Origin of the sequence: Endozoicomonas sp. ONNA2, assembly GCF_024606365.1 — a bacterium.
Lineage (GTDB): Bacteria > Pseudomonadota > Gammaproteobacteria > Pseudomonadales > Endozoicomonadaceae > Endozoicomonas.
On the sequence record NZ_JAHHPO010000445.1, the window covers coordinates 1 to 8,502 of the forward strand.

Sequence of the window (8,502 nt, forward strand, 5' to 3'; positions counted from 1 at the left end):
AAAACCGAATTTTTATCCTCAATTTTCTGTCGTCCTCGCTACGGGCGCTATTCTCAGACAGCCTCCTAGGTACAGACTGAATTTGCAGATATAATAAAACGTTAATCTACTTCATTATTCGCTGACGGCATCATTCGCTGACGGCGTCAACCTGAGATCACTGATGGCTCTACTGGAAATACTTGAATATCCTGACCAAAGACTACGTACGGTGGCCAAGCCCGTAGCTGAGGTCAATGACGGCATTCGACGGATCGTTGATGACATGCTCGAGACCATGTACGACGCCAGGGGCGTCGGCCTGGCGGCAACCCAGGTGGATATTCACCTGCGCATCGTGGTGATGGATCTTTCTGAACAGGGCAATGAGCCCCAGGTGCTTATCAACCCCGGCTACGAACCCATCGACGATGAAAAGTCCGACCTCCAGGAAGGCTGCCTGTCAGTACCCGGCTTTTATGAACTGCTGGATCGCTACGCGCAAGTAAGACTGACGGCACTGGATCGCGATGGTAATGAGTACACCCGGGATTATGACGGACTGGCGGCAGTCTGTGTCCAGCACGAGCTGGATCATCTGGAAGGTAAACTGTTTATCGACACACTGTCCCGCCTGAAACAGGACCGTATCCGGAAAAAGCTTGGCAAAAGAAAACACTGATGAAAAGCCTTCGAATTATCTTTGCCGGAACCCCCGAGTTCGCCAGTGCACACCTTAAGGCCATTCTGGCTAGCCAGCACCGGGTTATCGCTGTCTACAGCCAGCCTGACAGGCCAGCGGGACGTGGTCAGAAACTCATGCCTTCACCGGTCAAATCCTTGGCTCTGGCCCACAATATTCCCGTTTTCCAGCCAAAGTTCCTAAGGGATGAAGGCACGCAGCGGGAACTTGCGGCCCTGAATGCAGATCTGATTGTGGTTGTTGCCTACGGGTTGATTCTGCCACAGCAGGTTCTCGATACCCCAACATTGGGCTGCATTAATGTGCATGGCTCCATTTTGCCAAGATGGCGCGGGGCAGCGCCTATTCAGCGAGCGATTGAAGCGGGTGATACTGAATCCGGTGTTACTATTATGCAGATGGACGCCGGACTGGATACTGGCGACATGTTGCTCAAAGCCTTTTGCCCCATCCATCCAACGGATACCGCGTCCGACCTTCATGACCGACTGATTGCAGTGGGTCAGCCCGCTCTCATTCAGTCACTTGATGGTATTGCCTGTGGCAATATTCGTCCGGAAAAACAGGATGACAACCTGGCGACCTACGCCCACAAGATGAGCAAAGAGGAAGCACGGCTGGACTGGCAGAAATCAGCACAGGCTCTGGACCGACAGATTCGGGCATTCAATCCATGGCCTGTGGCGATTACCACGCTGGATGACAGGAATATCCGTATCTGGGAAGCGGTAGCCCTGGAAGAAACCGCAACCGCAGCGCCGGGAACCCTGATCAAGGCTGATAAAGATGGCCTGGATATTGCCTGCCGTGAAGGCACCGTTCGCATCAAAAGGCTGCAGTTGGCCGGAAGCCGGGCAATGTCGGTACAGGAGCTGCTGAACAGCAAAAAAGCAATGTTCAGCACCGGAAAACAGTTCAGTCAGGCGCTTTTTACCTGATATGGCTAAACAATCTTCTGTTCGGCAGTTGGCTGCACGAGTGATTACCCGGGTCAACCGCGGAGAATCACTCAGCAGTGTACTGCCACCGTTACAGAAAAAACTGTCCAAAAAAGATCAGCCATTACTGGCTGAGCTTGTCTATGGCACACTCCGTTACTACCACCGGCTGGATGCCTGGCTCAAGTTCTTGACGGAGAAACCCCTGAAAGAAAAAGAGCAGGACATTCACAACCTGATTCTGGTTGGCCTTTATCAACTGTTCTTTACCCGCATTCCTCCCCATGCCGCCATTGGTGAGACAGTACAGGCGACCCGGACCATGGGTAAAGCCTGGGCCAGGGGCCTGGTCAATGGCATTCTCAGAAACGCCCAGCGCCGGTTTGAAGATTTGCAGGACCTGAAAGAACGCAGCCCGGTTTGTGGCTGGTCGCACCCGAAATGGCTGATCAATACCATCAAACAGGCCTGGCCAGAGGATTATCCAGCTATTCTTGCGGGGAATAATCAGCCTCCGCCCATGACCCTTCGGGTCAATGAACAAAAGATCAAGCCCCCCCGATACCTGAAAAAGCTGCTGGATGATTGTCTACCGGCGAAACAGTCCAAAATTGCCCCCCAGGCCATTACTCTGGGCAGGCCCAGTGCCGTTGACCAGCTGCCCCTGTTTCATCAGGGGGCTGTCAGTGTTCAGGATGAATCAGCACAGCTGGCAGCAACCCTGATCCGGGCGAAACCCGGTGATCATATTCTCGATGCCTGCTGTGCGCCGGGTGGCAAGACCTGTCATTTACTGGAACTGAACCGGGAAATTACCGTTGATGCCCTGGATGCAGACAGTGTTCGCCTGGAAAGAGTGGCAGAAAATCTGCAAAGGCTGGGTTTGACCGCCAATGTTCTGTGTGGTGACGCGACCAATCCCGGCGGCTGGTTCCCGGGCAAGCCATACGACCACATTCTTCTGGATGCCCCCTGTTCAGGGACCGGGGTTATCCGTCGCCATCCGGATATCAAACTGCTGAGAAAGCCAGAAGATATTGAGGCTCTGGCTCAAGTGCAACAACAAATCCTGCAGGCTATCTGGCCGCTGCTGAAACCCGGCGGCACATTACTCTATGCCACTTGCTCCATCATGCCCCGGGAAAACCATCTGCAAATTGAACACTTTTTGTCCCATACGCCGGATGCCAGATTACTACCCATTGACGGTCAATGGGGTAACAATACCGGGTTTGGCAAACAGATTTTTCCCGGTTGCCCGGACAACGGCGGGGCTGTGGCCCGCAGCTCTAAAGGCGACGGATTTTTTTACAGCCTGATGGTGAAGATGGATGCCTAAATGAAAATCATCATTCTTGGTGCCGGTCAGGTGGGTGGCACACTGGCAGAAAACCTGGCCAGTGAGGAAAATGACATTACCGTGGTCGATACCGATGCCACGCGACTGCGCGAGCTGCAGGATAAAATTGATATCCGCACCATCCAGGGCAAGGCATCGTTTCCCGGGGTGCTGAAACAGGCCGGGGCCGATGACGCCGATATGCTGGTGGCGGTCACCAACAGTGATGAAGTGAATATGGTGGCCTGTCAGATTGCCTACACACTGTTCCACACACCGTCCAAAATAGCCCGTATCCGTCAGGCGGCTTACCTGAAAAATGAGAGCCTGTTTGCCAATGCTGCACTGCCCATTGATGTACTGATCAGCCCGGAGCAAGTGGTTACTAACTACATCAAACGGCTACTGGAACGTCCGGGCGCCCTTCAGGTACTGGATTTTGCCGAGGGCCGTGTCCAGCTGGTGGCCATGAAGGCTTATTACGGCGGCCCGCTGGTGGGTCACGAGCTTCGTTATATCCGTGAACACATGCCCAATGTGGATACCCGGGTAGCGGCCATTTTCCGCCGTGGCAATGCCATCATGCCCAAGGGGAACACCGTGATCGAGGTGGATGATGAAGTCTTTTTTATTGCCGCCCGTGAAGATATCCGGGCCGTTATGGGCGAGCTTCAGCGACTGGATGATGACTACAAGCGCATCATCATTGCCGGTGGTGGCAATATCGGCCTGCGCCTGGCCCAGGCAGCGGAAGACCAATACAAGGTCAAGATCATTGAGCACAATATGGAACGTTGCCAGTTCCTGTCAGAAACACTGACCAGAGCCATGGTGTTCTGCGGCAACGCCTCTGATAAAGATCTGCTGATCAGCGAAAATATCGAAGATACCGATATCTTCTGTGCGCTGACCAATGACGATGAAGCCAATGTGATGTCATCCATGCTGGCAAAGCGTTTGGGTGCCCGCAAGGTCATGGCACTGATCAACAACCCTGCTTATGTGGATCTGGTGCAAGGCGGTGAAATTGATATTGCGATTTCTCCACAGCTGGCCACCATTGGCAGTCTTCTGAAGCACGTCAGGCGCGGTGATATAGTGAACGTTCACTCACTGCGAAGAGGGGCAGCTGAAGCGATCGAAGCGATTGCCCATGGTGATGAACAAAGTTCTAAAGTGGTAGGTAAAACCATTCAGGAAGTGGAGTTACCCCAGGGCGCAACCATTGGCGCTATTGTTCGTAATGATCAGGTACTGATTGCTCACGATACCACCCGAATAGAGTCCGACGATCATGTGATTCTGTTCCTGACCAACAAACGCAAAATCCGTGAACTTGAACAAATCTTCCAGGTTGGCCTTGGTTTTTTTTAAACCATTGCCTGGTGGTTATCCATCACAGGGAACTATTTTTGACCACTGATGTCCAAGATGTTAAACACAAATAGCATTGACAGGAAACAACCTTGGACACAAGTAATCCGTTAACGGTCAGCAAGGCGGCCACGTCGCTTGGCCCTGCAAGTATCGGAACTGACCAGCAGAGCACTGACCCCAATAAAAGAGGCTCCACTGCTGGTCGGCCTGTAGAAACAGTGAGCCCACAAGCTTCCATTAAAGCAGATACACCTGTTCAGTTAATTACCTAATTACCGCAACCACAAGAGCACAAGATGTCAGTCACACCATCAACCCGGAACTGACACATCGCCTCTTGCCAGCCATGCCTGAGGCGACAACAGACCATAATGAAAGCTCAGCCCGCTCAGCAAGCGGTGGAGAACCGTTGATGAGCAATCCGGCTACCATCAATGATACTGAACAGGCTGAGTGTGAACTGTTTGACTTGTTGGAGAATTTCTATCGTGATCCTTCAGAAGCTAAATTTCGCCAGTTTGAAAAGCTTGCAGACCTGATTTTTGACCGTCTCGACCCGGGAGAAGAATCCCTTAAGCATAAGCTTCCTTTTGCAATCGCCCTGATATCTGAAAAAAACAACTGGCCAATTCAATCATCTAAATGTGGCGAGCTAGCCTCTGAGATTCTCGAAGGGAGTTCTGAACGGGCCAAATGGTTTAACAGTACTGTAGTGTCCCCCCTCAAGCTTGATTTTTGGTGGTCAGGTTTCTTTGCAACCGGAGAAGAGAAATATCTTGAGAAAATACTAAAGGTTATTGGACCAACAACAAACCGGGCAAAGATCTCAATCAAGGCAACGAAAGCGGCCGCGGAATTTACTTTCCATGTACATTGTAAGGAACATCAGGCAGTAAAAGATTTTGCTTGTCGAATGAGAAACGATAGCTCACTTTCAGACCATCAAAGAGCATATTTGCACGCTATCACTGGTCCTGGAGAACATTTTCACATTATCAAAACTCCAACTGAGTTTCGTGTCCTTTCCCCCCTTTTATAAGGGAGTAAGTTTGGCTGAGCAAAACGCCCTTAGAGCAGCAAGGGACAAGCAAGATCGGGAGCACGTTTATGAAATATCCGGGCCAGGAGGCTGTCCAATAATAGACGATTGGAACAGAAACAAATCAGGCAACGCTGCCAAAATCAACCATTAAGATGATAATTCTCGCAAAGCATACTTTCCGGTCAAATTGCCAGAAACATCTGGACGTAAAAAACTTTGCTGAGCGAATGAGAGAGAATAGTTCCCCCTCACAAGGACAAAGAGAATATTTGCAACTTATTACTAAAGGAAGTAAATAAAATATTTTTTAATCCACTTTCTTATATAACAAGACCCCATCATCCTTTATTTTCCCTATGGTTTGGGAGTAATCTGCTACTGCATAAAATCAGAATTTATTATAGCAATTATAAGAATCCACCATGGCAGGTTATTTAAGTGCCCAGTATATCTCTTTCTCCATATCGCCGGGTGCTTGTGCTGCTTGTACTGGATGAGGCAGGAGCACCATGCAGTTTCAGGTTATTATTCCCATTTTGGGCATTTTGTTAATTTTATTCAGTACCTCCAGCCTTCCCCCGATCGTTGTTGCGCTGCTTTACCAAGAGCAGGAAATGGCCATTTTCATCTATACCTTCCTGTTGACACTCATGCTCGGCGTCCTCCTCTGGTTCCCTTTCCGGCACATCAAGGATGAATTGCGCACCCGTGAAGGGTTTCTGGTTACTGCACTGTTCTGGATTGTCCTGGGGGCCGTGGGTTCACTGCCATTTCTCCTGATGGAAAGCCCGGAACTGAGTATTACCGACGCACTGTTTGAGTCCATGTCGGGCTTGACCACCACGGGAGCCACCATTCTGACCAGTATTGAGCACCTGCCCCGGTCCATTTTATTTTACCGCCAACAGCTGCAATGGCTCGGTGGCATGGGGATTATCGTGCTGGCCGTCGCCATTCTGCCGATGCTGGGGATCGGCGGTATGCAGCTGTATCGAACAGAGACCCCCGGGCCAGTGAAAGATTCAAAACTGACGCCGAGAATTACCGAGACCGCCAAGGCGCTCTGGTTTCTGTATCTTTTCCTGACTGCCGCCTGTGCCCTGGCTTACTGGTTAGCGGGGATGAACCTGTTTGATGCGATCTGCCACAGTTTTACCACTATCGCCATCGGCGGTTTTTCCACTTATGACGGCAGTATGGGCCACTTCAACTCCCCCATGATTATCGCTGTCGCCATCATTTTCATGCTCATTGCCGGCATCAATTTTGCGCTGCATTTTACCGCCTGGCGACATAAGTCATTAACCCACTATATTCAAGATCCGGAAGTCAAGTGGTTTCTGGCCATTCTGGGTGTTGTTGGCGCAATCACCGTGGCCACGCTCTATCTTTCTGACACCTATTCCCTGACCAGGTCCTTCCGCTATGGTCTGTTTGAAGTGGTATCCGTAGCCACAACCACGGGCTACACCTCATCTTCGAGCTTTACGGCATGGCCAATGTTTCTGCCCCTGCTGCTGTTTTTTACCAGTTTCATGGGGGGGTGTGCAGGTTCTACCGCCGGTGGCATGAAAGTCATCAGGGTCGCCCTGATTGCCAAGCAGGGAATAAGAGAACTTCATCGCCTGGTTCACCCGAATGCAGTATTCACCATCAAAATTGGCGGGAAACCCGTAAGCCCCAGGGTGGGTGAAGCGGTTTGGGGATTCTTCGCTACTTACATCCTGATGTTTGTTCTTTTCTTTCTGGCCCTACTGGCCACAGGGTTAGATTTTACTACGGCATTCTCAACCATTGCTTCTTGCCTGAACAATCTCGGACCAGCGCTCGGTGAAGCAGCATTCAGTTACCAGAGCCTGCCCGATGCTGCAAAGTGGATTCTTGCCTTTGCCATGCTACTGGGACGCCTGGAGATTTTTACCCTTCTGGTGTTGTTTACTCCAACCTTCTGGCGTTATTAATGCCATTCAGGAGCAGGTGGTTATGTCGAACATCCATCTTCTCCTTTTCCCTGCCAATACATCAGTAGACCAAGGCCTCCTGTGACCAGATTCAGAATCAGTGTGATGATAGCGCCATCCCCGGACTTTGCAGCAATGGTATTGCTTCGCACAAGATAAATAGAGGCACTGTCCAGAATATAATCCATCAGCAGGCAGGAGAGCAGAATACTGGAAAATAATACCGTCGCCTGTCTGATGGTGACGGGCAACCCATAATATTGGCTGGACATGCGCAGCATGGGAAAGGTTAACAGGCTGGACAGGAGAAAGGCCATAACCCCACCGGGCGACACCCCATTCCACCACATGACCGCAGCCAGGGAAACATTACCAATCGAACATCCAAAGGTAAGAATGGCAATGATAATGCCGACCACTCCATTCCACAGCCATGCCAGAAAACCATGTTCCCGGGCATTCCAGAAAAGCAGCTGCCACCATGATGAAGGCATAAGGACACTGACTGACGAAGCAACCAGCAAGCCCACCAATATATCTTTTCGGGTCATGTTCAGATCATCACGAAAGAATGAACAGGCTTTCTCCCATGGGTTACCATGACCACTCTCTCCTATGCTTGCGCTAACCTTCGCAGCCGGTTCAGGCATCTTCATGACGATGGCGATAAGGTAGGCCAGAGTAATGAAGCCAAACGCCGTCACCACCAGGATTTCAAGAAACAGTATGCCAAGAAAACCATAAATGGCGACCAGCATTGAAATTCCTATATTAGTACTGGAAATCATATAGGCCAGGGTATTTGACCAGCTGGCCCCTTTTTCCCTGAGGGTATGCCCCATACCAATGGTGGCGTAATTACAGACCGAAGAAACGGCCCCGAGCGTCACCGAAAGGCTGGCGCTCTCCAGATGATTACGGCCCAACCGGCGGACAATGGTGTCTGCAGGAATATAGCTTCTGACCAGGGCAGACAGGGCAAGGCCAAAGGTTATGGGCCACAACATGTGCCACAAGAGGAGTGCGTAACTGGAGGCAAGATCAATGATAATCATGAAAAACAATCTCCTGTACCAGTGGAACTGATGGAACTGATGGAACTGATGGAGAACTGATGGAACTGATGGAACTGATGGAACTGATGGAACTGATGGAACTGATGG

The 8,502-nt window shown here is 50.8% G+C and carries 8 protein-coding genes; 7 read left to right on the top strand and 1 reads right to left on the bottom strand.

The window, feature by feature from the left end; genetic code table 11:
• Window positions 1-163 precede the first annotated feature (163 nt).
• From def to KDK14_RS08040, 7 genes are all read left to right on the top strand, one after another.
• A complete protein-coding gene (def, locus tag KDK14_RS08010; protein ID WP_257264563.1) occupies window positions 164-661 on the top strand; it encodes a peptide deformylase in 498 nt (165 codons plus the stop codon).
• The gene (gene fmt, locus KDK14_RS08015) at window positions 661-1,620 is read left to right on the top strand and encodes a methionyl-tRNA formyltransferase (RefSeq protein WP_306671487.1); all 960 of its coding nucleotides are present in this window, start codon (window positions 661-663) and stop codon (window positions 1,618-1,620) included. The genes def and fmt overlap by 1 nt, the downstream gene beginning before the upstream one ends.
• A 1-nt stretch (window position 1,621) precedes the next feature.
• On the top strand, window positions 1,622-2,959 hold the full coding sequence (rsmB, locus tag KDK14_RS08020; RefSeq protein ID WP_257264564.1) for a 16S rRNA (cytosine(967)-C(5))-methyltransferase RsmB: 1,338 nt from the start codon (window positions 1,622-1,624) through the stop codon (window positions 2,957-2,959).
• Window positions 2,960-4,333 (top strand): Trk system potassium transporter TrkA, encoded by a 1,374-nt coding sequence (gene trkA, locus KDK14_RS08025; RefSeq protein ID WP_257264565.1) that lies wholly within the window; start codon window positions 2,960-2,962, stop codon window positions 4,331-4,333.
• 92 nt (window positions 4,334-4,425) lie between these two features.
• On the top strand, window positions 4,426-4,608 hold the full coding sequence (locus KDK14_RS08030; RefSeq protein WP_257264566.1) for a hypothetical protein: 183 nt from the start codon (window positions 4,426-4,428) through the stop codon (window positions 4,606-4,608).
• Window positions 4,609-4,748: 140 nt separating this feature from the next.
• A complete protein-coding gene (locus KDK14_RS08035) occupies window positions 4,749-5,375 on the top strand; it encodes a hypothetical protein (RefSeq protein ID WP_257264567.1) in 627 nt (208 codons plus the stop codon).
• Window positions 5,376-5,887: 512 nt separating this feature from the next.
• Window positions 5,888-7,339 carry a TrkH family potassium uptake protein gene (locus KDK14_RS08040; protein WP_257264568.1) on the top strand — a complete coding sequence of 484 codons (1,452 nt, stop codon included), beginning with the start codon at window positions 5,888-5,890 and terminating at the stop codon, window positions 7,337-7,339.
• Window positions 7,340-7,359: 20 nt separating this feature from the next.
• Here the strand turns inward: KDK14_RS08040 and KDK14_RS08045 are convergent, their stop codons facing one another.
• Complete coding sequence (locus KDK14_RS08045) at window positions 7,360-8,394, bottom strand: permease (RefSeq protein WP_257264569.1); 1,035 nt, start codon at window positions 8,392-8,394, stop codon at window positions 7,360-7,362.
• Window positions 8,395-8,502 lie beyond the last annotated feature (108 nt).